The sequence below is a fragment of the Desulfotomaculum defluvii genome (assembly GCF_054657375.1).
Window position 1 is genome coordinate 447,993 of the sequence record NZ_BAAHYV010000008.1, and the last position, 24,173, is coordinate 472,165.

Sequence of the window (24,173 nt, forward strand, 5' to 3'; positions counted from 1 at the left end):
AATAGCTAATCCAACCGAGGTGCCTGGCACCGTCGAATGACTGAGCTATTTTCAGGATATCTAAAAGCTAACAGCTAATGGCTAAGAAGGGAGTGCTATCTATGGCACTCTTTTTTCTTTTGTTTTTGGCATAAAATGGTTTTCCTCTCCATATGTATAGGATAGGGAGGGGACAAACTATGTCTGTCTTGAGGCAATTACAAGTCCTTGATACTAATAGAATACCCCTGGAAGAGGTGCTTAATCTACTACCCCCAAATTTACGTCAATTACTGGCTGAACTGCCCATGTCCATTAAAGAAGAGGTAGAAGAAATTCGGGTTAGGCAAGGGCGGCCATTGATGTTGGGGTTGGCCCAGGGGGACTGTTTCATTAGTGAAAAGGGTACGGTGACTAGTTCCCTAGCGGATGCCTACGTTGTTAATAATCTAGACGTAGAAAGAGCTACCCAACTAGTTAGTAGAAGTTCCTTATATGCCCTAGAAGAAGAGCTAAGGAATGGTTTTATTACCTTGCCTGGAGGCCATCGGGTTGGTATCACCGGCAAAGTCCTAACGGATCAGGGGGGAATAAAAAATATTAAATATATTTCTGGTTTTAATTTTCGTATCTCCAGGGCAATAATCGGAGCGGCAGATAAGGTCTTACCCTATCTTATTTCGCCGGAGGGGCGATTTTATCATACAGTACTGGTATCGGCACCCCGTTGTGGTAAAACCACTATGCTAAGGGATATGATCCGAAGACTCAGTGAGGGTATTCCTGAACTGGGTTTTGCCGGAGTAACCGTTGGTGTGGTGGACGAGCGTTCCGAAATTGCCGGTTGTTTTAGGGGAATTCCCCAGCGGGATATCGGACCTAGAACCGATGTTTTAGACGCTTGTCCTAAGGCAGCGGGTATGATGATGCTGCTGCGTTCCATGGGCCCAGCAATTATAGCCACTGATGAGATTGGGCGACAGGAGGATGTTGCAGCACTGGAGGAGGTGCTAAATGCCGGGGTTAAGGTTCTTACTACAGTCCACGGCTCTTCTCTGGAGGAACTGGCTGATCGTCCAGCTTTGCAATATCTTTTTAAAATAAAAGCTATTCAAAGGTTCGTTTTATTAGGTAGGACCAGGGGAGTAGGGACTATAGAAGACATCATTGACGGCCGAACCATGAGGTCGTTGGGGGTGAAAATATGTTGAAATTAATTGGTGCAGCCGTAGTGGTGTTTTTTTGTACTTTAATCGGCATGACCATAGCCAGCAGCTATAGCCGAAGGCCCGGTGAGATACGGTCCCTATTGAATGCTCTGCAGATCTTAGAAACGGAGATTTCCTATGGTGCAACGCCCTTACCAGATGCCCTAGCCAATGTTGCGGCACGCTGTGACCAGAGGGTGGCATTGTTGTTTAGCCGGACCAGTGAAGAACTAATGAGTTTACGGGGCATCACTGCCAGGGAGGCCTGGGATATTGCCCTGTCTGAATATTATCCGCAGTCAGCTTTGTATAAAACAGACCGTGCTATTCTTATGGAATTGGGAGCCAGTCTAGGCATATCCGATCGAGAAGATCAAGTAAAACATCTAGTATTGGCTAAGGAACAATTAAAGCTGGAACATGTCAAAGCCGAAGAAGCTTCCCAAAAAAATACCAAGGTTTATAACTACTTGGGCTTCCTAGGAGGCCTTACCGTGGTACTAATCCTTATTTAAGAGAGGGGATATGATACATGGGCAATATTGACCTAATTTTTAAAATTGCAGGGGTTGGTCTATTGACAGCGGTTTTGACAACATTGCTTAAGGAATATAAAAAGGATGATTACGCTGTTCTAGCGACTCTGGGAGGATTGACGGTAGTTCTTTTTTGGGTGGTACAACTTCTGGGAGGGTTGTTTGATCAAGTAAAATCAGTCTTTAAGTTGTTTTAGAGAAGGGGTCAGGGCTATGGATATTTTACAAATCGTTGGACTGGGTTTAGTTGTTTGTATCCTTGCTATCATCCTGCGCCAGCAAAAGCCGCCCATGGCTACATTATTGACCATGACAGCAGGAGTCATCATATTTTTAATCATGATGCCGCAAATTACAGCAGTTTTTAATGTTCTTCGGGATCTGGCAAGCCAAGCTAACGTTAGCATGGCTTATATGGGTACCATTTTGAAAATTGTAGGGATAGCCTACATTGCAGATTTTGGCTCCCAGATTTGTCGGGACGCCGGGGAAAGTGCTCTAGCTCTCAAAATAGAATTTGCAGCCAAGATTATTGTACTGGTGATGGCAGTACCAATCATAGTGGCGGTGCTGCAATCCCTGATAAAATTGGTGCCTTAAGGTGGGAGGAAGGTTGCCAAAATTTATTTATACCTGGATATTGATATGTTTGCTCTTGGCTCCGGTACCAGTTCAGGCAGCATCGGAACCACAAAGCCTAAGCACAGAGGGGCAATTGGCTGAGCTGGAGATGGGCAAACTGGAAGAGTTTATGGAACATCTTAACTCGGAAATTGAGGGGGCAGTTCCCTCACTAAACTTTAAAGAACTGGTGATACAAGTAATTAAAGGGGACTTAGATTGGCAGGTATCAGATATTTTTACTGGCCTTTTAAAGTTCTTCTTTAAGGAAGTGGTGGCCAATGCATCACTGTTGGGTAAGTTGGTGGTTCTGGCAGTTATTTGTGCAGTATTACAAAACTTAATGTCCGCCTTTGAAAAGGGAACTACCGGAAAATTGGCCTATGCAGTTAGTTATATGGCCCTGGTGACCTTAGCCATAGGATCCTTTACCCTGGCCGTCAATGTTGGCATGGAAGCCATTGATAATATGGTTCATTTTATGCAAGCCTTAATGCCCCTTTTATTAACTCTTTTAGCTGCAATGGGGGGAGTTGCTTCCACCGCTATTTTCCATCCAATTATTTTTGGCTCCATAACCACCATTGGTACAGTGATAAAGGTGATCGTTTTTCCATTATTTTTTTTCTCCGCCATATTGAACATCTTAAGTAACCTTTCAGAAAAGTTTCAAGTATCTCGTTTGGCAGACCTTTTAAAAACTGTAGCTATGAGTGTATTAGGATTGTGTACAACTATCTTTCTCGGCATCTTTTCCATCAAAGGTGTAGCTGGTTCTGTTAGCGATGGGGTTGCCATACGTACTGCGAAGTTTGCTACAGATGCCTTTATTCCGGTGGTTGGTGGAATGTTCTCAGACGCTCTGGATGCGGTCATCGGTTCATCCCTATTAATTAAGAATGCAGTGGGTATTGTTGGAGTTGTGATTATCTTTATTCTGACCATAATGCCTATGCTAAAAATTTTTGCTGTGGCCTTTGTATACAAGCTGGCTGGAGCTTTGATTCAGCCGGTGGGGGATAAGCAAATGGCTGATTGTCTTACAGTACTCGGGAAAAGTCTACTAAGTATTTTTGCAGCAGTGGCTACCGTTGGCTTAATGTTTTTCTTTGCCATAACCATCGTTGTGGGAATGGGTGATCTAATGACCATGTTACGTTAATAAGAGGGGTGATGGTGTTATTGGAAAGTATTAAAGAACTGGTACAAGTTCTAGTCATCATCATCGTTATGGCTGTATTTTTAGAAATGTTGCTTCCTAACAGCGATATGCAGGGTTATATCAAGATGGTTATGGGTTTGTTGATAATTGTCGTGGTGCTGGAAGCAGGGGCAAATTTAATCAAGCAAGATTTTAAGTTTGAATTACCCGCCCAGACTTCTAGAACCGAGGGACCACCCTTGGAGAGTATTATCAGCGATGGTCAAAGACTGGCTGGGATACAAAAAAAAGAAGCCATGGATGAATATCGACAAGGTATTGAAAAACAGGTGTTGGCTCTGGCAAGGCTACAAAGCAATATCAATGTAGCTGGAGTTCAGGTAACAACTGCTGATAATCCAGAAGATCCAAATTACGGCAGATTGACCAGTGTGGTATTGGAAATATCAAAGGAACCAGTCAACGATACGGATGTACCAAAGGTAGAACCCGTAGAAATAACTGTTGGCGTCAATGGTTTGACTGAAGCCAAGGAAACCTCAAAGTCTAATCATGGGGAGGCCCTGCAGGTCGCTCGTAATGTAGCAAATTTTTATAACATTCCCCTTGATCAAGTGAAGGTCGTTGAAAGCAAGGAATAAAGGAATTGAAATGTGAAATGCCTAATAAAGGAGGCTGTTCTATGAGCTGGTTGAAAAAACTAGTTGGAGACGGCGAAGTTGATGGACCTAAAAAAGAGCAATTAAAGAAGATTAAATTTATGGTTTTAGGTGCTGCCCTTGGTATTGGATTGTTGTTTATGGGTAGTTTAGGGAACGAGAAACAAGCCCAGTCATTACCTCCTACACCAGATAAGGTGGAGCTAAAAGCAAGTGACAACCCAAGGACTCAAACAGCCATGGCATCCGAAGAGGACTTTATGGCAGAAAAGCTATGCGAGATGCTGGAACAAGTAGATGGGGCCGGTAAGGTAAAGGTAACCATTCGCCTAGAAAATTCTACCCAGACGGAATATGCGATTAATACATCCACTGGTAAGAAGACCACCCAGGAAAAAGACCAGTCCGGTGGAACGAGAACCCTAACCGAAGATACTGATACAGGTCAACTGGTATTAGTGACACGCAGTGGTGAGGAAACCCCAGTCCTGAGTAGAGAGATTGCCCCTGCAGTGGCTGGAGTACTGGTTGTGGCAGATGGGGCAGATGATCCTAACGTTAAAGCAAAGCTATTCCGGGCTACTCAGGTAGCCCTAGGGATTGAACCGCACAAGGTTATTGTCATGGCCAGAAAGGCGGGTGCATAACATGTCTAAACGTTTCTGGTTTCTAGGATTACTAACAGTGGCAGGCATTGCTTTATTGGCCGTAGGGTCCCAGGGTGGCATAGATAAAGTTAAGGAGAATGCTAAGCTGACGAACAGTCCAGTGATGGAAGAGAGTGCCGTTAATCAGGGTACTACTCTACCCGATAGCACTCCTTCGGGTAACGCCGTTGAAGTACAGCAAGAAAAAACTGACTCAGGGATAAATGATGTCATGAAGGATACCAGCGGTTTCTTTGTGGAGTATCGTTTAGAGAGGGAAAGAAGCCGTGGACATCAAATAGAGATAGCCAGAGAAATTATTAATAACACCAATTCGGACCCTGAGATCAGGAAAAAAGCCCAGGAACAAATGTATGTTATCAGCAATAATTTGCAGAAGGAATTGGAAGTAGAAAGCCTAATTCGTGCTAAAGGTTATCAAGATTCTGTGGTATTCTTAGAAGGGAAAACTGTTACCGTTGTTATTAAAGCAAAGCAGCTCAATCAAGAGGATGCAGTTAAAATCACCGACCTTGTTTCCCGCAGCACCCAGGCTCAACCGCAAAATATAGTGATAATACCGAAGAATTAAATTTAGCCATCAGCCATCTGCCTTCAGCTTTTAGTTTTTAGCTTTTAGCTTCTAGTCATATTGAAACCAACATGCTATCGCAACTGCCCCTCTGAGGAAGGTGACAGCGAAGCTATAAAATGAATATCCTTAAGCTAACTGCTAACTGCTAACTGCTAACTGCTAACGGCTAACGACTATCGACTAACGGCCCACTGCCTATAAATAACCTATGATAGAATGACAAATGTTGGCTTAAGGACAACGGTAGTAGAATAAAAATTTTTTGATTTTTAGGAAGGCTTTTTCACAAATCTATAGAATATTGTATACTTGTGTTTCTTTAGTAGCCAATCCTCCGGTCCTTCTATATAATCATAATAGAATAAAAAAAACTTTTTTCGGCAACTGACGAATAGCTCAGGTTGTTGCAGAATAACAATAACCTGAGTTTTCTGTTATCTTTGCTGGGGGAGGAGGTTCGATAAGATGAGTCAACATTTAAAAATCACTGACACGACACTGCGTGACGGACACCAGAGCCTGTGGGCAACCCGTATGGCTACTGACGATATGCTGCCCATTATAGAAAAGTTGGATCAAATGGGGTATCATTCTTTGGAGGTTTGGGGAGGCGCAACCTTTGATGTTTGCTTACGCTTTTTAAATGAAGATCCCTGGGAACGTCTCCGGTTGATAAAGAAACATGTTAAAAATACCCCCCTGCAAATGCTACTACGGGGACAGTCTTTGCTGGGATATATGCACTACCCTGACGATATATTAGAACCTTTCATTTATAAAACAGTAGAAAATGGTATGGATATTATTCGGATTTTTGATGCTTTGAATGATATTCGTAATATGGAAAAGGCTATAGAGGTTACTAAGAAGGCTGGAGCCCATGCCCAAGCAACGGTGGTTTATACTGTTAGCCCAGTACATACTACCGAGCACTATCTCGAAACCGCCCTGCGGTTAGAAGAATTGGGCGCTGACTCAATCTGTATTAAAGATATGGCGGGTCTGTTGGCGCCATTTAAATCTTATGAACTTGTTAAATTATTTAAAGCTCATCTTAGTGTACCTGTGCAATTACATTGCCACTATATCGGCGGTATGGCAGTGGGTGCCTATCTAAAGGCAGCTGAAGCAGGCGTAGATGTAGTGGATACAGCTTCTGTTCCTATGGCCTTTGGTGCCTCCCAGCCCCCTGTAGAGACTGTGGTAAGGGCACTGAAGGGAACCCCCTATGACACAGGATTAAGTATTAGATCCCTGTTTGAAGTGGCTCAGTACTTTGAAGATGTGCGAAAGGTACTGGGACAGCAACGGGGGGTCACCCGTATTACTGATATGCGAGTATTTGAACACCAAGTCCCAGGAGGCATGATTTCCAACCTTGTTTCCCAGTTGGAGGAGCAAAAGGCATTACATCGGTTAGAAGAGGTATTGGAAGAAATACCTAGAGTTAGGGAAGAACTGGGTTACCCACCTCTGGTTACCCCAACTAGCCAAATCGTTGGAACTCAAGCTGTATTAAACGTATTAACAGGGCAAAGATATAAGTTGATTCCTGGTGAAGTGAAACTCTATATCGAAGGCTATTACGGTAAACCTCCTGCCACCATAGACCCTGCCATTAGCCGCAAGGTATTGGGGGAAAAGGAAGCCATTACTTGTCGCCCCGCAGACTTATTAGAACCAAAACTGGATAAACTAAGAAATGAGATTAAGGATTTAGCTATTAGTCAGGAAGATGTATTGAGTTATGCATTGTTCCCCCAGGTAGCCCGGAAGTTTTTTGAAGCACGTAAAAGGGGAGAAACAGGCCCTCAGCGGAAGGAAGCCTCCATTAAACCGGGAGCACCTGCCGATGTTAGTGGCACCAAGAGTACCAAGGAGGACAATAACATGAATCTTAATGAGTTAAAAGAGCTAATTAAAGTATTAGATCAAACGGATATTACCGAAATAGATCTGGAGAGCGATGGTACTAAAGTATCCATTCGTAAGGGTGGAAAAGTAACAGCCAATGTTGCACCTGCCGCAGCCCAGGCAGCAGCGCCAGCTCCAGCCGTTGAAGCAGCTAAAACTGAAGTGGTTGCAGAAGCTCCAGTGGCTGTAACCGAGACCTCAGAGGATTTAATTTCTATTACAGCGCCCATGGTAGGTACCTTTTACAAGGCACCATCCCCGGATTCAGAGCCCTTTGTAAAGGTTGGGGACGTTGTTGAGAAAGGCCAACCCCTTTGCATCATTGAAGCCATGAAGCTGATGAATGAAATTGAAGCTGAACAAGCTGGTGAAATTGTGCAAATTCTTGTTGAAAATGCTCAGCCAGTGGAATACGGACAAAAATTGTTCTTGATAAGAAAAAAGTAGGGAGAACGCATGTTTAAAAAGATATTAATTGCTAACCGGGGTGAAATTGCCCTACGTATTATTCGTGCCTGCCGGGAGTTAAACATAAAAACAGTTATAGTTTACTCTGAAGCTGACCGGGATAGTTTACCTGTGCGACTGGCAGACGAAGCATATTGTATCGGGCCGGCTCCTTCTGGTAAAAGTTACTTAAATATTACTAATATTATAAGTGCAGCTGAAGTATCTGGGGTGGATGCAATCCACCCCGGGTACGGCTTTTTAGCTGAAAATGCAAATTTTGCTGAAATATGTGAAGACTGTGGTATTACCTTCATTGGACCTTCCCGTCATGCCATTGAATACATGGGCAATAAAGCACTGGCCCGCAGCACCATGATTAAAGCGGGAGTTCCCGTTGTGCCTGGTTCCGAGGGAGCTGTCAGTGATGAGGAAGAAATTATTGCTACAGCAAAAGAAATTGGTTATCCTGTATTGATCAAGGCTTCTGCAGGCGGCGGAGGACGCGGCATGAGAGTAGCTCAAAGTGAAGCAGATTTGCTGAAAGCCATCAATACTGCCAAGAACGAAGCCCAAGCAGCCTTTGGCAATGGGGATGTGTATCTAGAGAAATATGTGGAGCAACCCAGACATATAGAATTTCAAATTCTCGGGGATCAAGAAGGCAATATTGTTTACCTTGGGGAAAGGGATTGCTCGGTACAACGAAGGAACCAAAAAGTTATTGAGGAGGCTCCATCCGTTGCCTTAACTTCAGAACTTCGGAGAAAAATGGGTGAAATGGCTGTTAAGGCAGCCCAAGCAGTAGATTACTACAATGCTGGAACTGTGGAGTTTCTATTAGACATTAATGACAATTTTTATTTTATTGAAATGAATACCCGCATCCAAGTTGAGCATCCAGTTACAGAATTAATTACCGGCATAGATCTAATCAAAGAACAAATCCGCATTGCCGCTGGGGATTCTTTGGGCTATGGTCAGGATGATATTCGTATTGATGGCTGGGCCATTGAATGCCGTATTAATGCAGAGGACCCGGACAAAAACTTCATGCCCCATCCGGGTACCATAAATTTATATCACCCGCCAGGGGGTCCTGGGGTTCGCTTGGATAGCGCAGCCTTTGCCGGTTATGCTATTCCACCCTTTTATGATTCCATGATAGGCAAACTCATTGTCTGGGGCAGAGACAGGGATGAGGCCATTGCTAGAATGCAAAGGGCCTTGGATGAATTTATCATAGAGGGAGTACCGACTACCATTTCCTTCCACAAGAAGGTGTTAAATAACGCTTTCTTTCGCCGGGGTGAAGTCTATACAAACTTTATTCAACGCCGTATTCTGCCCGACTAGTGATTCAGTTGCTGTGACTAGTCCAATATGCTATAATTCCTATGAAGGATTGGATAATATTGGAGGTGTACCATGTCAGATAATAAGCGTGATATCGTGGTTATGACTCCCCAGGAAGGTCTGGGTGGTATCCGCATTTCAGATGATGTTGTAGGCGTGATCGCAGGCATGGCAGCAACCGAGGTTTCTGGTGTTGCAGGTATGAGTGGCGGTTTAGGTGGCGGCATTGCAGAAATGCTGGGCAGAAAGAACCTGTCCAAGGGTGTAAAGGTTGAAGTTGGCGAAAAGGAAGCTGCTGTTGACCTATTTGTGATTGTAGAGTTTGGTGTTCGTATTCCCGATGTGGCCACCCAGATTCAAATGAATGTTAAACGTGCCATCGAAGGAATGACAGGCCTATCTGTGGTTGAAGTAAATATCCACGTACAGGGAGTTACTTTTCCTAATGCAGATACAAAAGAAGATGAGGTCAACCGCGTAAGATAAAACTAAAAAATAAGTACAATAAATCGGAACCAATTAGTATTGGTTCCGCATTTTATATTCCAGCTATTAGTAAGTAAAGCTAAATTTATTATTTAAGCTAGAAATAGTATGTTAGTAGAATTTGCTTTTATTTTGCAACAGTTCATAGTATTATAAAAAAGGGAGGGGATTTAATGAGCCCCTTTGACCGTATTTTACTGATTATTTACAGCTTTATAATAACTATAGTTTGCCTATTATCTTTGGTTATTGTTTCCGGGTGGTGGCAAGAACCCGTATATTATTTATTGCATAGCCCCTATGTTTATGATGTACAGGTTTATCTTTCAGCATTTATTAGTTTGTTATTGCTTATGGGTTTACGATTGTTGTGGGTATCCTTTACCAGGCAAAAAAATGGTAAAGCAGTGGTTCACGACTATATGCTAGGACAAGTAAGAATATCTATTATGACTATTGAAAATTTGGTTAAGAAGGCAGTATATCAAATACACGGTGTAAAAGAGGTTAGGCCCCGGGTAGTGCAAACCTCACGGGGTATGGGACTGCATATCAGGGCTATAGTAGCTCCGGATATCAGCATTCCCGAAGTGAGCCGAGAAATACAACAACGTGTACAGGAATATATCTTGCAAACCACTGGGATAACCGTTAATGATATCAAGGTCATCGTGGATAACATATCCAGCACCCGCCCTAGGGTAGAGTAAAAACCCAGCCAAAGGAGGGCGAAAATGCTTACAAAACTGTTTGAGAAAATTATCGAAAACCATAAGGGAAAAGCTATAGGGATTTTTCTCGGACTGGCATTTGGCTGGTTTGCCATCAGTTACGGTTTTTTCAAAGCTTTATTTGTGGCCCTTTGCATCATCATTGGTTATTTTATAGGTAGAGGGGTAGATGAAAGATTTGATTTCCGGCGAGCCATTGATTGGCTGTTTCGGGACCGATGGTAACAAGGAAACATTTATTTAATTAAAGATAGTTGGGAAAACTAAGAACAAACATTAGATTTTGAGGGGGTCCTAACTTGGGCAGAAGGCAGGCCAGAGAAACTGCACTGCAAGTATTATTTCAAATTGACTTAGGCAAAACCGAACCAAACCTTGCGCTTACCAATACTGCAGAGGAGTTTGGGGCTGGTCCCCAGGAGATTGAGTTCGCCCGACAATTAGTTATGGGCACCCTGGAGCACATAGAGGAAATTGACGCCATGATTAGCAGTGTTAGTAAAGAATGGCATTTAAACCGTATGGCTAACGTAGATCGTAATATTATGCGGCTGGCCCTCTATGAAATTAAGTATCGGTCTGATATACCAGAGAATGTTTCTGTAAACGAGGCTTTGGAATTGGCTAAGGTGTTTGGTAGTCCAGATTCCGCCCGGTTTGTGAACGGGATCTTAGGGCAGTTATTAGATAAAGACAATAACGAAGCAATAACAGCGTTTAGCGATCGAGATTGAAATTTAAAGGTATGGTGCCTGATTAAATCTTGATGCTGATAGACCTAACTTTTTATGCTTCGGAGAGGAGGAGATCAAGTTGTATCAAATCGTATCAAAGAAAACTTTAGCACCAGCTATTCATGAGTATGAAATTTTGGCGCCTAAGGTGGCAAAAAAAGCCCGGGCAGGGCAATTTATTATTGTAAAAGTGGATGAAAATGGTGAAAGGATTCCCCTCACCATTGCTGATTTCAACCGGGAAACCGGAACAGTGACCATTGTTTTCGCTGAGGCAGGTTATTCTACCAAAAAACTTGGTCAATTAAATGCTGGGGATGTTGTACAGGATTTTGTAGGACCCTTGGGCGTTCCTTCCCATGTGGACAAGTTTGGTACAGTGGTAATGGTAGCCGGCGGGGTGGGAGTTGCTCCTGTTTACCCTATCGCCAGAGAAATGAAAGCTGCAGGAAACCATGTTGTGGGTATTATGGGTGCCCGGAACAAAGATTTAATCTTCTGGGAAGAACGTATGCAAGAAGCTTGTAGTAAATTACTTGTCACTACCGATGACGGTTCCTATGTACGTAAAGGCTTTGTTACTGATGTCTTGCGTGAATATATTGAAAAGGAAGGCAAACCTGCCATGGTTATGGCCATTGGTCCATTACCAATGATGCGGGCTGTCGTCAATTTAACTAAGGAATATGACATTAAAACCATGGTCAGCCTAAACTCCATTATGGTTGACGGTACAGGTATGTGTGGTGCTTGCCGTGTCACCATCGGTGGTGAAACAAAATTTGTCTGCGTGGATGGACCTGAATTTGATGGCCATCTGGTGGACTTTGAAGAACAAATGATTCGGTCACGTCAATATAAATCCGAGGAGCAGCAAGCCCTGCAGAAGACCAGTTGTGGTTGTGGTGGAGGAGGTAAATGCCATGGCTAAACAAATTATCCCTAAAAAACATGCAATGCCTCATCAGGACCCTTTGGAAAGGGCTAAGAATTTCAACGAAGTAGCCCTAGGCTATACTGAAGAGTTAGCACTGGCTGAAGCTGAACGCTGCCTTAACTGCAAGAGACCAATGTGTCAGCAGGGTTGTCCTGTAAGCGTGGATATTCCGCAGTTTATTGCTTTAGTTAAGGAACGTAAATATGATGAAGCTGCCAAGGTTATTAAGCGTACAAACGCTTTACCTGCTGTTTGTGGGCGGGTATGTCCTCAGGAGAACCAATGTGAAAAGTTCTGTGTGGTTGGTAAAAAGAATGAACCAGTAGCCATTGGGCGTCTGGAGCGTTTTGTCGGCGATTATATTGTAAATAAAGAGGCTGAAATTGAAAAGACAGATTCCACTGGCTACAAAGTTGCCATTGTTGGTTCTGGTCCGGCGGGATTAGCTTGTGCCGCAGACCTGGCTCGGCAAGGACATGGTGTTACCATGTTTGAGGCTTTGCATACTCCCGGTGGTGTATTGATGTATGGCATTCCTGAATTCCGTTTGCCCAAAAACATTGTTCAGAAGGAAATCGAAAACTTAAAGAAAATGGGAGTAGAAATTGAAACTAACTCTATTGTTGGTCAAATCACTTCCCTAGCCGAGTTATTCCAAGAGGAAGGTTTTGATGCTGCCTTCTTGGGCACCGGAGCAGGTACCCCCTACTTTATGAACTTACCCGGGGAAAACTTAAATGGTGTATATTCTGCTAACGAATTTTTAACTCGTTCTAATTTAATGAAGGCTTATCGTTTCCCAGAGTGCGATACACCGATTAAGGTAGGGAAAAAGGTAGCTGTATTGGGTGGCGGTAACGTTGCCATGGATGCGGCCCGCACAGCTCTCCGCCTCGGTGCTGAAGAAGTATATATAGTATATCGCCGTTCTCGTGCCGAACTGCCTGCCCGTCTGGAGGAAGTGGAGCACGCCGAAGAGGAAGGAGTCAAATTCCTCTTCTTGACCAACCCAACTAAGTATGTAGGCAGTGATGAAGGTTGGTTAACTGGTTTGCAATGCATAAAAATGGAACTTGGTGAACCAGATGCTTCTGGTCGTCGGAAGCCTGTTCCTATAGAAGGTTCAGAATATGTTTTACCAGTGGATGTGGCTATAGTAGCCATTGGTCAGGGGCCGAATCCCCTGCTAACTAGTACAACACCAGACTTAGAAACCAATAAGCGCGGTAATATCGTTGCAGATGAATTTGGTAAAACCTCTAAGGAAGGGGTCTACGCAGGTGGGGATGTTGTGACTGGTGCTGCCACAGTTATTAAGGCTATGGGCGCCGGTCGTGTAGCTGCTAATAGTATTCATGAGTACCTGATGACCAAAGGACCTAAGAAAAACTAGTTCCGCTAAAGTAAAAGTGTATCGCTTCTAAGGGGGCGATACACTTTTAGGTTACAGGGTTTAGTAAATTTTAGCCATCAGCTTTTGGGAGAGGGTCATGGGGCTTGGGCTTTTTGGAAAAACAAAGCTCATCGAATTAGCATTCCCCCGCTGATGCAATATCCCCTACATACCCCTTGTATTTTCATCAGTGGTTTATGATATAGGTCATAAGAAGTTAATAAAAAAGAAAAAATATAAAGTTGAAAGCTTGACAATTTGGTAAAAAAACTTCAAACTTTTGCCAAGTGATTAAAAATTTGTTATGAAAGGGATATTCTATGAAAATCCTTTCAGTTTCAGAACTGACCAAATACATAAAGGACAAGTTTGAAAAGGATTTCTTTCTGTCAAATCTATGGGTTAAGGGTGAAATATCCAACCTAAAGCTGCACAGCTCCGGACATATTTACCTAACCCTAAAGGATAAGGACAGTAGTTTGAAAATAGTTATGTTCCGCTCCCGGGCCAGGAGGCTGCTGTTTCGTCCAGAAAATGGCATGTCGGTAATCATTCAAGGTTACCTCTCCATCTATGAAAGGGATGGTACCTATCAGCTCTATGCTGAGGCTATGGAGCCAGACGGTATTGGAGCCCTTTACATTGCCTTGGAGCAATTAAAACAAAAACTAGCTGCCCAGGGGCTTTTTGATAAGACTAGAAAGAAAGATATTCCCAGGGTCCCTAATGTAATTGGCATTGTCACTTCTCCCACTGGGGCAGCAATACAGGATATGCTAAATATTATTCGACGACGTTGGCCCCAGGTGCAGATCATAGTTGCTCCTGTTTTAGTACAGGGTGAGGGGGCACCAGCATCAATTAGTGGGGGTATTGGACAAATGAATCGCCTCGGGGCAGTGGATGTTTTAATTGTTGGTAGAGGCGGTGGGTCCCTAGAAGAATTATGGGCCTTTAATACAGAAGTAGTGGCCATGGCCATTGCCAATTCTAAAATTCCGGTAATTTCAGCGGTGGGACATGAAACAGATTTTACCGTAGCAGATATGGTGGCTGATTTACGTGCACCCACTCCCTCAGCAGCAGCAGAATTAGTGGTACCAGATTGTAATGAGGTGGGACGCTATTTAGATACTCTGGAGAAAAGGCTGGTTAATGGGATGGGTAATTACCTAGAGAGGGCCAGGCAGAAGGTAAAGGGCTACTTGTCAACACCTTCCCTACAACGACCTTTCTTAATTACCGGTAACAGGCAACAAACATTGGACATGCTGATAAATAATTTGCATCGAAATGGGCAGTTATGTTTAGCTGAGAAAACTACTAACTTAGTTAATTTAGCTGGCAAACTAAATGTCCTTAGCCCATTGGCTACCCTTGCCAGGGGATATGGTATCTGTACCACAAACAAAGGAGAAATTATAACCAATGCCGACAATGTGGAAATTGGGCAATCGGTGGAGGTTATTCTCCATAAGGGTAATATTTTGTGTCAGGTTGAGGAAAAACGAGTTAGAGAATTAGACTAATTAGAAATTTCCTGGGAAGGAGCCAGAATGACGATAATCTTAGATGGGAAAAAGGTTGCAGCTATACTTAAAGAAGAATTAAAGAGGGAAATTACCACTGTTAAAGAGATAGGGTATGAACCCAAATTAGCAGTGATGCTTGTAGGGGAGGATCCTGCCTCGGTGGCCTATGCCAAGTTTTTGGGCAAGGTTAGTAGTAACGCAGGAGTTCTTTTTGAACTTTATCAAATGGTAAAGAGCTCCAGTGAAGAAGAAATAAAGCAAAAGATAAACAAGTTAAATTGTGACCCAGCTGTCCATGGTATTTTAATGATGATGCCGTTACCACCCCATGTTAACAAACAACGAATTATGGAAGAAATATCGCCCTTGAAGGATGTGGATGGATTACATCCCTTCAATCGGGGACATTTAATTAGTGGGGGTAAATGTCTGCACCCGGCTACTCCCTTAAGTTGCTTAGAAATCCTCAAGCGTTCAGGTATCTCCCTGGCAGGTAAGCATATGGTTGTTGTGGGTCGGGGTGAAACAGTAGGTAAACCACTAATTTTTATGGCACTGGCAGAAAACTGTACGGTCACTGTCTGTCATAGTAAAACTGATGACCTGAGCAAGTTCACCAAGCAGGCGGATATTGTCATTTCAGCAGTGGGTAAGCCAGGTTTAATTACAGCTGACATGATTCGACCAGGTGCCGTTGTGGTAGATGCAGGTATCTCTGATATAGATGGTAACATTATTGGCGATGTTGACTTTGAACAGGTTAAGGAAATAGCCACAGCCATCACACCGGTACCAGGGGGTGTGGGCAGTTTAACCACAGTCTTAATGTTAAAGAATGTGTTAAAGGGAATTGAGTTGCAAATGGAGTCGAAGATAGGGGTGAAGCCTACTTGTTAAATTACCTTAATTGGACCGTGGATGAACTTTTTACAAAGGCAGCAGCAACGGAACCAGAGCCTGGTGGTGGGGGTGTTTCTGCAATATCTGGGGTTCTTGGCCTGGGCATGCTTACCATGGTTGCTCAAATCTCTTTAGCCAAAGAAAAGGATCCGATACTGATAGGCAAATTTAAAGAAATCCTTGGGGCCCTTGGGGAAAGTTCAGCACGTCTAAAGACCTTGACCCAGCAGGATATGCAAGCCTACCAGGAGTTTATGAGGGCCCTGTCATTACCCAATAAAACACCGGAAGAAAAGGACCTGCGTCAAGAAAAGAAACAGCAGGCGGCTATATTATCGGCAAAGGTGCCAATGGAGATGGCCAAAAGCTGTCTGGTTGGATTGCAAGTGGCCAAAGATTTAGCCTCCATTGGCAGCAAGTATGCCATCAGTGATGTGGGAGTTGGTGCTAATTTACTTGAAGCAGCCCTAAAAGGAGCTTTACTCTTGGTAGATGCCAATATCCCATATATCTCCATGGCCAATAAAGCCGACGAGCTTAAGCAGCAAAGTGAGATCCTTTTACAAGAAGCAGCAGGGTTGAGTCTGAACACTCTTAAAATAGTACGGGAAAGAATGTAACACTGGGGGATAATGATGGAAGAAAAAAATCAAACCTTTGAGCAAGCCCTGGCTAGGTTGGAAGAAGTTGTGAGGGAGTTGGAGTCAACTCAACTTCCTCTAAATCAGGCTTTAGACTTATTTGCTGAAGGCATTGCTTTATCCAAATACTGTAACAACTTATTAGAGCAGGCAGAGCAAAAAATAAGTATTCTAATGGCAGATGGTGAACTTAAAGAAGCACCCATTGCCCTGTCAGGGGGAATATCCCGTGACCTTTAATGAAGAACTAAAACATTGGGCCAAACAGGTAGATGTAGCTTTGGATAAGTATATGCCATCCCCAGAGACTTATCCAACAGTAATTCATGAAGCCATGCGTTATAGTGTTTTTGCAGGGGGCAAAAGATTAAGGCCAATTCTGGTACTGGCAGCAGCCCAAGCAGTGGGGGGGAGTGCAGACAAAGTAATGCCTGTGGCCTGTGCCATGGAACTTATTCATACATACTCATTGGTGCATGATGATCTGCCGGCCATGGATAATGATGACTTTAGACGTGGGCGTGCCACTAATCATAAGGTTTACGGGGAAGCTATGGCCATACTTGTGGGTGATGCCTTACAAACTTTGGCCTTTGAATTAATTGCCCAAGCCGCAGAAAATCTTCCTGCTGAGGCAGTAAATAAAGTCACCTTAGAAATAGCCCGGGCAGCTGGTTCAGTTGGGTTAATTGGCGGTCAAGTAGTTGATCTGTTGTCTGAGAATCAAACTATAAATGGGGACACCCTAGAGTACATTCACCGGCATAAAACAGGTGCTTTATTTAGGGCATCAATCCGTGCAGGTGCCATTCTGGGAGGAGCAACTGCCAGTCAATTGGAATCATTAACCCTGTTTGCCGAGCAAATGGGCTTAGCTTTTCAGATAAAAGATGATTTGTTGGATATTGAGGGTGATGAGGCTAAAATTGGTAAGCCCTTAGGTAGTGATGTAAAAAATCAAAAATCTACCTACCCAGCTATTTATGGTCTAACCAAGACTAGGGAAATGGCTGCAGCATCGGCAGCAGAAGCAATCAATGCATTAAAAATTTTTCATCAAGAAGCGGAATTTTTGCGTGGGATTATGCATTTTATTATCAATAGGGATTATTAAAACCAAGCCTGAGTGATTGCTTATTTGAAAGAATGAGTTTTTATCGAAAATCTGTCTTTCTTAATGATGGTGGGTCTAGTTTAGTTGAAATCAACATTTGAGACAAAAGTTTTCACATGGTATACTTCTTAACGTGCTTAAAACATATTTTAAGTGATGCAGTATCCTAGTCAACATTACCTTTCTGAAGACGGGCCTAAAAATCCGTTAAGGGCACATCGATGAAGTTCCTGGTGCTGGCTTTCGACGCCCAGTTGGGGGCTGGTACTGGGAGTTAAGGGGATGGGGCGACCTGCAATGGCATGTGGGCATCGACCCCCTCCCCGTGGAGACCCAAGTGCGTGGAGAGTCGGAAACGACAAACTATGGCTTGGTTGTTAACCTGCATGTGGTAGGAAGCTGCGTGCAGTGTAGCCTGACTTGAAGTGGCACTGGTGGATACCTCTGGTACAATAACAGCATACGGGCCCGTATCTGTTATTGTGGGTTGAAACCTTTGCTGCAAAAGAGTCTAAGAGAGATTAATGTTGTCGAGGAAAACTCCTAGGCTGTTCGGCATATGCCGAGGCAGGTCAGGGATTAAAGTGTGGACTAAGTGGTAATCTAGCTCTGAGAGCGGCGACGCCTTGGATAGGGTTTAATGGGAAACCGCCGGTTTGGCGACAGCCGGTACCGCTATGGGAAAACCTGCTGGACCTAAGCCACAACATTTACCTGATCTGCTACTCACTTATAATAATTTACATATTTGAGGTGGGAATTTTTGGGAAATAATAAATCCAATGCTTCTGGTCGTTACGTATTTTTCATATCTATTGGTTCTTTTACATTAGCTGTTATTTTCTCCTTATTGTCTGAAACTATGACAAGGGTTGTAAAAAGTGTTATTATATCCTTGTCAGGATTACTCTTTATTATACTAATAGGAATACTTGCTGATATTATTGGGACTGCAGTAACTGCTGCTCAGGAGGCACCTTTTCATGCCAAAGCCGCCAAACGTATTCGCGGGGCAAAAGAAGGTGTTTTTTTATTACGTAATGCAGATAAAGTTGCCAACATATGTAATGATGTGGTCGGAGATATTGTAGGAACAGTAAGTGGTGCTTTAGGTATATCAATTATGGTTAAAATAATCAATAGTAATCCAAAAATTGATGCCTTTTGGGCAAACATTGTTATGACTGCTCTGATTGCATCAGTAACAGTTTCTGGTAAGGCTTTGGGAAAAACACTAGCCTTATCAAGGGCAAATGATGTAATATTCTTTGTAGGAAAGTTTTTGGCTTATTGGAACATTTCTGATAAAAAGACGAAAAAGAAGTAATTGGTTTTTAAAGAGGGTGGACATGTATTGAACTCTTTACTAAAAAATATTATAAGTCCTAAAGATTTAAAAAACTTAAATATGAAACAGTTACAATACTTAGCTTCTGAAATCAGAGAGGCCATCATTAAAACTGTTTCAGAGACAGGTGGCCATTTGGCACCTAACTTAGGGGTAGTGGAGCTTACCCTTGCTTTACATTGGGTATTTGATACTTCCCAGGACCGACTAATTTGGGACGTCGGACACCAGAGTTATGTACATAAATTGCTGACTGGTCGTTTAGCCCAGTTTCCAACCTTACGTCAATATGGAGGTATCAGCGGCTTCCCTAAACCCATGGAAAGTATCCATGATGCCTTTGCCACTGGTCATAGCAGCACCTCTATATCAGCAGCCCTAGGTATGGCTTTAACTAGGGACTTAAAGGGTGAAAATTACTCTGTTGTTGCCGTTATAGGTGATGGATCTATGACAGGAGGTATGGCCTTTGAAGCCATGAATCATGCTGGTCACCTAAGAAAGAATATGATAGTTGTCTTAAATGATAACGAAATGTCTATTGCTCCTAATGTGGGGGCTTTGTCAGGATATTTAAGTCGGATCAGAACAGACCCTAAATATTCTAAGGGTAAAGATGAGATTTCAGATCTTTTACAAAAAATACCCCATGGTTCCAAGCTGCTTAAATTAGCTGATCGATTAAAGGATAGTTTAAAATACCTGGTGGTTCCTGGGATGTTGTTTGAAGAACTTGGTTTTACTTACCTAGGGCCAGTTGATGGCCATGACATCAAGTCTGTTATTACCTTGCTGCAGCAGGCAAAGACTGTTAGCGGCCCGGTTTTGGTGCATGTAATAACCAGAAAAGGCAAAGGATATCAGCCCGCTGAGGAAAACCCAGATCGTTTTCATGGGGTAGGTCCCTTTGATCCAGAGACTGGTACGATAAACAAAGTAGACGGACCTCCTAGTTATACTGAAGTCTTTGGTAAAACCCTTGTTAAGCTGGCCCAAGAGGATGAAAGAATAATAGGAATAACTGCAGCTATGCCCAGTGGCACAGGACTAAACTTTTTTGCTAAGGAGTTTCCTAATAGATACTTTGATGTAGGTATTGCGGAACAACATGCCATTACCTTGGCCGCAGGAATGGCAGCGACGGGATATAGGCCTGTGGCAGCCATTTATTCAACTTTTATGCAAAGGGCCTATGATCAGGTCTTACATGATGTTTGCATGCAAAACTTACCAGTTACCTTCGCCTTAGACAGGGGAGGTCTGGTTGGCGACGATGGTCCTACTCATCACGGCGTTTTTGACCTGTCCTTCTTAAGGAATGTACCTAACTTAATAATTATGTCCCCTAAGGATGAAAATGAATTGTGCCACATGCTGAAAACTGCCATAGACAATGATGGTCCTGTTGTAGTGAGATATCCCCGGGGCAATGGTTTAGGGATTTCTATAGATAAGGATTTACAAACCATTCCCATTGGCAAAGCTGAGGTTGTAAGAGAAGGAACGGATGTTCTTTTGCTGGCCATTGGCAATATGGTACAGGAAGCATTAACGGCGGCGGAGAGTTTAAGTGACCAAGGTATTGAAGCTACGGTGATTAATGCGCGCTATGCGAAACCCTTGGATCATGAACTGATCTTAAAATATGCCCAAAGGATAAAGCATGTAGTAACCATAGAAGAAAATGTCCTTGCCGGTGGGTTCGGTAGTGCTGTTCTTGAACTATTTGAGTTATCTAATCTTACAGATATTAAAGTTAAAAGAATGGGTATTCCAGATGAATTTGTAGAGCATGGAACACAAGAGATATTAAGGGCTAATTATGGCTTGACTGCCGAAGGAATTACCAATGTAGTTCGCAACAGTGATGTACAAACCATGAAAATCCGTTCGTTAAAGGCCATTATCAAAAGGTAGAAGGTCTATGAAAAATTAGTAAATAAAAAAATTAGTATATGAAAAACGTTGGAGGCTATTTAATTTGGCTGTTACCAGAGAACGTTTAGATGTCTATCTCGTAAACAATGGTTTTTTTCCGAGTAGGGAAAAGGCCCGCGCCGCGGTGATGGCCGGGCTTGTTTTTGTTGATGGGGAACGGGTTGATAAACCTGGGTATCCAGTTAAAGCAGAGGTCAAGGTGCAAGTACATGGCAACAAGTTGCCCTATGTTAGCCGTGGTGGCTTAAAGCTGGAAAAGGCTATCAAGGAATTCGATATTCATTTAGAAGATCGAGTGGTTATTGACATAGGTGCATCTACTGGTGGGTTTACAGATTGTGCTTTGCAAAATGGGGCTCGCTTAGTCTATGCTGTTGATGTGGGCTATGGACAACTGGACTGGAAGCTTCGCTCCAATCCAAAGGTGATTAGCCTGGAGCGTACCAACGTTAGGTATCTAGAGCCTGAAGCCTTGCAGGAACGGCCCAGTTTTGCCACCATTGATGTTTCCTTCATTTCCTTAGCCCTAGTACTGCCCCGGGTAGACCTCCTAACTGAAGCCGTTGCCGAAGGAGTTGCTTTGATCAAGCCGCAATTTGAGGCAGGTAGGGAGCGGGTAGGCAAAAAGGGAGTGGTTCGTGACCCGGCTGTCCATGTGGAAGTAATTGAAAAGATACTGGGGATTGTTAATAACTTAGGGTGGCAGGTGTCAGGTCTGGACTACTCCCCAGTACGTGGGCCCGAAGGGAACATTGAGTACTTACTATACTTCCTCAAGGGACATCAGGGAACGTGCAGTGATCCTAAGGTGCACGAAATTGTGGCACGGTCCCATGGTACCCTGTAGTCACCAAATGGAGCTGTTGGAGGTGTTCTCTTGCTTCCAGGCGACTTTCTTATTATTGGGGTTATTCTTGGAGCTATAATCATCTATAATTTTCTTAAACAAGGACAATCCTATATTGCTAGAAGAAGAGTACTTAAAGCAGGTAAGGCAGAAATTGCTGCCAGAAAATATTTAGAGTCAGAGGGTTATACTGTACTGGCTGTACAGGAGCGGGTTCCAGTAGTTACAAAGGTAAATGGAAAACCCTATAAAAGTCATATCAAAGCTGACCTAATAGTACAAAAAGGAAAACAAATATTCGTGGTGGATGTAAAAACAGGTGAAACAGCCCAAAAACCGGTTTCGCCGGACATTAGAAGGCAATTGTTGGAGTATTTTTTAGTTTACCGGCCTGATGGGGTTCTGGTTCTAGACATGGATAACCAAAAGTTATATAGGCTTGAATTTGAAATTGATTTTCCTTCCCCAAAGGGATTTAATCCCGTACCTTATATCATCTCCTTTTGTATGGGAATAGTCTTCACCTATATTTTACTTAAAGGGGGAACTATCAGTTGAACACCATCGGACTGGTGGTCAACAGCAGTAAGGGCGAAATATCAAAACCAGTTAGGGAGGTTATTTCTTGGCTGGCTGAGCAGCAGATAAAGGTTTTATATAATGAGGAAAGTGCCACATTAATGGGGTGTCCTGAACAAGGTATGCCCACCCGAGACCTTGGTAATCATTGTGATTGTATTATGGTTTGGGGTGGTGATGGGACACTATTGAACTGTGCCAGACAAACAGCATCAACTGGTACCCCAATATTCGGTGTTAATTTGGGGCGTCTTGGCTTTTTAACAGAAATAGATATTCCTGATCTTAGGGAAAAGCTGCAAGCCTTAATTGCTGGACATTATTACATTGAGGAAAGAATGATGCTTGAAGCCAGTGTAGTACGTGGTGGTAAAGTTATCGAAAAATCCCTATGCTTGAATGACGCTGTAGTATCTAAAGGCGCCTCTTTTCGCATGGTTCAATTAAATATTTTGGTTAATGATGAATTTGCAGGTAATTTTGCTGCAGATGGTGCTATTATAGCCAGTCCTACTGGTTCCACTGCCTATTCTCTCTCAGCAGGAGGACCCATCATATCACCGGATATGGAGGCAATATTAATCACTCCCATTTGTCCCCATTCCTTGGCAAGCCGCCCCATTGTCATATCACCGGAAAGTAACGTTGAAATACAAGTGTTACCCTGTGTTGATGATGTGGGACTAAATTTGGACGGACAATATGGCGTAGCTTTGAAGGCAGCGGACAGAATCATTGTTAGAAAGGCACCCATTAAAGCCCGATTCTTAAAAATTGAAAGAACAGGATTTTTTAAAGTTCTTAGGGAGAAATTAAAGGAGTGGCAGAGCGGACTTGAGTAATTGGTTTACGGTAGCCAGAATCGGGCACGAATTTTTAGGAGAGGTTTTAAGTCAGGGTGATGCTGCCATAGATGGAACAATGGGCAATGGTCATGATACTTTATTCCTTGCCCAAAGGGTAGGACCCCAAGGGAAAGTTTATGCCTTTGATATACAGGAGCAGGCTGTTCAAAGGACCAGGGAAAGATTAGTGTCACACGGATCTCTAGATCAGCGGGTAGAACTAATCCAGGACGGACATCAGAATGTGCGGCGGTATATTGAACATCCTATTCGGGCGGCAATCTACAATCTAGGTTATCTGCCAGGGGGAAATCACGAAATTATTACGGAAACCCAAACAACCTTAAGGGCCGTCGAAGATACACTTGATTTACTTGTTTCTGGGGGTAGAATGGTTATTGTTGTTTATCCTGGACACCCTGGAGGGAAACTGGAACAAGAATCTGTTGAATATATGGTTTCTAAGTTAAATCCACTTAAATTTAAGGTTTTAAAAATGACCCTAATTAACCGTCCTCCCTCAGCACCAGGGGTTATATTTATTGAGAAGGTGGCGGAAAAAAGTGAAAACTAGAAGACAAGCTAAAATACTTGAATTAGTAAGAGAAAGACCCATTGAAACCCAGGAAGAGTTAGCCGCTGCCCTTCGGGCCGAGGGCTTTGAAGTAACCCAGGCAACAGTATCCAGAGATATCAAAGAACTAAGTTTGATCAAAATACCAGGGGAGAATAACACTTCTTATTATGCTTCTCCCGAGGAACCAATGATTAGAAGAGGCGGCGAAGACAGGTTAAAACGTTTAGTTCGCTTGTCACTTAGCGATATTAATTCCAGTGAAAACCTAATTATTATTAAGACACCACCTGGGGAAGCCCAGGGGATGGCATCAGCCATAGATCATGCCCATTGGCCGCAAATTATTGGGACAGTGGCCGGGGATGACACCATACTTGTTATTGTAAAACCAAAAGAGGCTACACCAGAGGTTGTGCAGAGGTTCCTTGAATTAGCAAGGGGGTAGTT

At 43.2% G+C, this 24,173-nt stretch carries 28 protein-coding genes; all 28 read left to right on the forward strand.

What is annotated here, in order from left to right; genetic code table 11:
- Positions 1 to 179 precede the first annotated feature (179 nt).
- The 28 genes from spoIIIAA to argR all read left to right on the forward strand — a co-directional run bounded on the left by spoIIIAA (position 180) and on the right by argR (position 24,171).
- Entirely contained in the window at positions 180 to 1,190 is a 1,011-nt protein-coding gene (gene spoIIIAA / locus ACYQ03_RS17595) for a stage III sporulation protein AA (RefSeq protein ID WP_459911267.1), read from the forward strand.
- On the forward strand, positions 1,184 to 1,702 hold the full coding sequence (spoIIIAB, locus tag ACYQ03_RS17600; protein ID WP_459911268.1) for a stage III sporulation protein SpoIIIAB: 519 nt from the start codon (positions 1,184 to 1,186) through the stop codon (positions 1,700 to 1,702). Before spoIIIAA ends, spoIIIAB begins: the two co-directional genes overlap by 7 nt.
- 17 nt (positions 1,703 to 1,719) lie before the next feature.
- A complete protein-coding gene (gene spoIIIAC / locus ACYQ03_RS17605; protein ID WP_011877419.1) occupies positions 1,720 to 1,920 on the forward strand; it encodes a stage III sporulation protein AC in 201 nt (66 codons plus the stop codon).
- A 16-nt stretch (positions 1,921 to 1,936) separates the two neighbouring features.
- Positions 1,937 to 2,323 (forward strand): stage III sporulation protein AD, encoded by a 387-nt coding sequence (gene spoIIIAD, locus ACYQ03_RS17610; protein ID WP_459911269.1) that lies wholly within the window; start codon positions 1,937 to 1,939, stop codon positions 2,321 to 2,323.
- A 13-nt stretch (positions 2,324 to 2,336) separates the two neighbouring features.
- The gene (gene spoIIIAE, locus ACYQ03_RS17615; protein ID WP_459911270.1) at positions 2,337 to 3,506 is read left to right on the forward strand and encodes a stage III sporulation protein AE; all 1,170 of its coding nucleotides are present in this window, start codon (positions 2,337 to 2,339) and stop codon (positions 3,504 to 3,506) included.
- A gap of 11 nt (positions 3,507 to 3,517) precedes the next feature.
- Entirely contained in the window at positions 3,518 to 4,147 is a 630-nt protein-coding gene (locus ACYQ03_RS17620; protein WP_459911271.1) for a stage III sporulation protein AF, read from the forward strand.
- Between the two features lie 41 nt (positions 4,148 to 4,188).
- Positions 4,189 to 4,812, forward strand: a complete 624-nt coding sequence (locus ACYQ03_RS17625; RefSeq protein WP_459911272.1) for a hypothetical protein — start codon at positions 4,189 to 4,191, stop codon at positions 4,810 to 4,812.
- Between the two features lies 1 nt (position 4,813).
- Positions 4,814 to 5,404: a SpoIIIAH-like family protein gene (locus ACYQ03_RS17630; RefSeq protein WP_459911273.1), complete on the forward strand. Its 591-nt coding sequence runs from the start codon at positions 4,814 to 4,816 to the stop codon at positions 5,402 to 5,404.
- Positions 5,405 to 5,872: 468 nt separating this feature from the next.
- Entirely contained in the window at positions 5,873 to 7,768 is a 1,896-nt protein-coding gene (accB, locus tag ACYQ03_RS17635) for an acetyl-CoA carboxylase biotin carboxyl carrier protein (protein ID WP_459911274.1), read from the forward strand.
- Between the two features lie 9 nt (positions 7,769 to 7,777).
- Entirely contained in the window at positions 7,778 to 9,124 is a 1,347-nt protein-coding gene (gene accC / locus ACYQ03_RS17640; RefSeq protein ID WP_459911275.1) for an acetyl-CoA carboxylase biotin carboxylase subunit, read from the forward strand.
- 72 nt (positions 9,125 to 9,196) lie between these two features.
- Positions 9,197 to 9,610 carry an Asp23/Gls24 family envelope stress response protein gene (locus ACYQ03_RS17645; RefSeq protein ID WP_459911276.1) on the forward strand — a complete coding sequence of 138 codons (414 nt, stop codon included), beginning with the start codon at positions 9,197 to 9,199 and terminating at the stop codon, positions 9,608 to 9,610.
- A 173-nt stretch (positions 9,611 to 9,783) separates the two neighbouring features.
- On the forward strand, positions 9,784 to 10,320 hold the full coding sequence (gene amaP, locus ACYQ03_RS17650) for an alkaline shock response membrane anchor protein AmaP (RefSeq protein WP_459911277.1): 537 nt from the start codon (positions 9,784 to 9,786) through the stop codon (positions 10,318 to 10,320).
- A gap of 24 nt (positions 10,321 to 10,344) precedes the next feature.
- Positions 10,345 to 10,566, forward strand: coding sequence for a DUF2273 domain-containing protein (locus tag ACYQ03_RS17655; RefSeq protein WP_459911278.1), 222 nt, complete (start codon positions 10,345 to 10,347; stop codon positions 10,564 to 10,566).
- A 74-nt stretch (positions 10,567 to 10,640) separates the two neighbouring features.
- Entirely contained in the window at positions 10,641 to 11,075 is a 435-nt protein-coding gene (gene nusB, locus ACYQ03_RS17660) for a transcription antitermination factor NusB (RefSeq protein WP_459911279.1), read from the forward strand.
- Positions 11,076 to 11,154: 79 nt separating this feature from the next.
- On the forward strand, positions 11,155 to 12,006 hold the full coding sequence (locus ACYQ03_RS17665; RefSeq protein ID WP_459911280.1) for a sulfide/dihydroorotate dehydrogenase-like FAD/NAD-binding protein: 852 nt from the start codon (positions 11,155 to 11,157) through the stop codon (positions 12,004 to 12,006).
- Positions 11,999 to 13,405 (forward strand): NADPH-dependent glutamate synthase, encoded by a 1,407-nt coding sequence (gene gltA, locus ACYQ03_RS17670; RefSeq protein ID WP_459911281.1) that lies wholly within the window; start codon positions 11,999 to 12,001, stop codon positions 13,403 to 13,405. Before ACYQ03_RS17665 ends, gltA begins: the two co-directional genes overlap by 8 nt.
- Before the next feature lie 320 nt (positions 13,406 to 13,725).
- On the forward strand, positions 13,726 to 14,934 hold the full coding sequence (gene xseA, locus ACYQ03_RS17675; protein WP_459911282.1) for an exodeoxyribonuclease VII large subunit: 1,209 nt from the start codon (positions 13,726 to 13,728) through the stop codon (positions 14,932 to 14,934).
- A gap of 27 nt (positions 14,935 to 14,961) precedes the next feature.
- Complete coding sequence (locus ACYQ03_RS17680; RefSeq protein ID WP_459911283.1) at positions 14,962 to 15,834, forward strand: bifunctional 5,10-methylenetetrahydrofolate dehydrogenase/5,10-methenyltetrahydrofolate cyclohydrolase; 873 nt, start codon at positions 14,962 to 14,964, stop codon at positions 15,832 to 15,834.
- Positions 15,828 to 16,457: a cyclodeaminase/cyclohydrolase family protein gene (locus tag ACYQ03_RS17685; RefSeq protein ID WP_459911284.1), complete on the forward strand. Its 630-nt coding sequence runs from the start codon at positions 15,828 to 15,830 to the stop codon at positions 16,455 to 16,457. The genes ACYQ03_RS17680 and ACYQ03_RS17685 overlap by 7 nt, the downstream gene beginning before the upstream one ends.
- Before the next feature lie 15 nt (positions 16,458 to 16,472).
- Positions 16,473 to 16,718, forward strand: a complete 246-nt coding sequence (xseB, locus tag ACYQ03_RS17690) for an exodeoxyribonuclease VII small subunit (protein ID WP_459911285.1) — start codon at positions 16,473 to 16,475, stop codon at positions 16,716 to 16,718.
- Positions 16,708 to 17,592, forward strand: coding sequence for a polyprenyl synthetase family protein (locus ACYQ03_RS17695; RefSeq protein ID WP_459911286.1), 885 nt, complete (start codon positions 16,708 to 16,710; stop codon positions 17,590 to 17,592). Before xseB ends, ACYQ03_RS17695 begins: the two co-directional genes overlap by 11 nt.
- Before the next feature lie 763 nt (positions 17,593 to 18,355).
- Positions 18,356 to 18,919, forward strand: coding sequence for a hypothetical protein (locus tag ACYQ03_RS17700; RefSeq protein WP_459911287.1), 564 nt, complete (start codon positions 18,356 to 18,358; stop codon positions 18,917 to 18,919).
- A 27-nt stretch (positions 18,920 to 18,946) separates the two neighbouring features.
- Positions 18,947 to 20,857, forward strand: coding sequence for a 1-deoxy-D-xylulose-5-phosphate synthase (dxs, locus tag ACYQ03_RS17705; protein ID WP_459911288.1), 1,911 nt, complete (start codon positions 18,947 to 18,949; stop codon positions 20,855 to 20,857).
- A gap of 64 nt (positions 20,858 to 20,921) precedes the next feature.
- Positions 20,922 to 21,725 (forward strand): TlyA family RNA methyltransferase, encoded by an 804-nt coding sequence (locus tag ACYQ03_RS17710; RefSeq protein WP_459911289.1) that lies wholly within the window; start codon positions 20,922 to 20,924, stop codon positions 21,723 to 21,725.
- Positions 21,726 to 21,755: 30 nt separating this feature from the next.
- On the forward strand, positions 21,756 to 22,283 hold the full coding sequence (locus tag ACYQ03_RS17715) for a hypothetical protein (RefSeq protein ID WP_459911290.1): 528 nt from the start codon (positions 21,756 to 21,758) through the stop codon (positions 22,281 to 22,283).
- Positions 22,280 to 23,146 carry an NAD(+)/NADH kinase gene (locus ACYQ03_RS17720; RefSeq protein ID WP_459911291.1) on the forward strand — a complete coding sequence of 289 codons (867 nt, stop codon included), beginning with the start codon at positions 22,280 to 22,282 and terminating at the stop codon, positions 23,144 to 23,146. Before ACYQ03_RS17715 ends, ACYQ03_RS17720 begins: the two co-directional genes overlap by 4 nt.
- Positions 23,139 to 23,723: a tRNA 5-(aminomethyl)-2-thiouridylate-methyltransferase MnmM gene (mnmM, locus tag ACYQ03_RS17725; protein WP_459911292.1), complete on the forward strand. Its 585-nt coding sequence runs from the start codon at positions 23,139 to 23,141 to the stop codon at positions 23,721 to 23,723. The genes ACYQ03_RS17720 and mnmM overlap by 8 nt, the downstream gene beginning before the upstream one ends.
- The gene (argR, locus tag ACYQ03_RS17730) at positions 23,713 to 24,171 is read left to right on the forward strand and encodes an arginine repressor (protein WP_459911293.1); all 459 of its coding nucleotides are present in this window, start codon (positions 23,713 to 23,715) and stop codon (positions 24,169 to 24,171) included. The genes mnmM and argR overlap by 11 nt, the downstream gene beginning before the upstream one ends.
- The last annotated feature ends 2 nt before the right edge of the window (positions 24,172 to 24,173 follow it).